At 70.9% G+C, this 788-nt stretch carries 1 pseudogene; it reads left to right on the top strand.

Annotated features, from left to right (window positions below):
- Positions 1-151: 151 nt before the first annotated feature.
- Positions 152-788 (top strand): annotated as a pseudogene (locus CCN51_RS51125) (hypothetical protein); the annotation flags it as partial.

Genomic DNA, 788 nt, shown 5'->3' with positions numbered 1-788 from the left:
CGAAGCCCGCGGACAACGTGGCCGCCGTGTATCCCGGGGTGTCGCGCGTGCGCGCATGAGGCGTGTTCAATCTCTCTCCATCTCCCCGAAAGCCCCCGGCCTCCTCGCCAACACCCGTATGGTGCCCGGGACTTGCCAACGGGAGGCTCCCATGCGGAGAACAAACAAGGCCCGGCACGGCGCGCTGCGCCGCCGGGCGCCATGGATCGGTACGGCGGTGGCCGCGGCGCTCGGGGCCGGCGCGCTGCTGTTCACCAACGCCACATCGCAGGCCGCCGTGGCCGACAACCCCGGTGCGCTGAAACCGTTAACCACCTCGGCGGAGTTATCGAAGCTCACGCTCACCCAGCGCAAAGTGGCCGACACCACGATCGCCGAACTCGACCGGCGGCTGCCCAACGTGGGCGTGGACACCGTGCTGGGGAGCGCCAACCACACCATGCCCACCCCCACCTCCAGCCCGGCCTGCCGCGCCTCGGAGAAGGCCGCGCTGCCGGTGAAGCCGAAGGCCACCGCGGCGTACTGCTTCACCACCGGTGACGCGCTGACGCAGAGCTGGCTGCCGCAGTCGGTCACCTCCTCCGGGGACGCGGACGACGACGGCGCCTGGGGAGCGAACAAGGTCATCCTCTCCGGCTGGACACACAACGACCACCTCTACGACGAGTACCCGGGCGCGGAACCGGCGGCCGACCGTGGCCTGGCCCGGGTGGCCTTCATCGACGCGAACACGCCCGGCGCCTTCAAGTACCGCTGGGTGCTGCTGACCGTGCCCACCGAGGGCGGCG

The organism is Streptomyces milbemycinicus (assembly GCF_002154605.1).
Classification (GTDB): domain Bacteria; phylum Actinomycetota; class Actinomycetes; order Streptomycetales; family Streptomycetaceae; genus Streptomyces; species Streptomyces milbemycinicus.
This window is presented reverse-complemented; position numbering and strand designations above follow the sequence as displayed.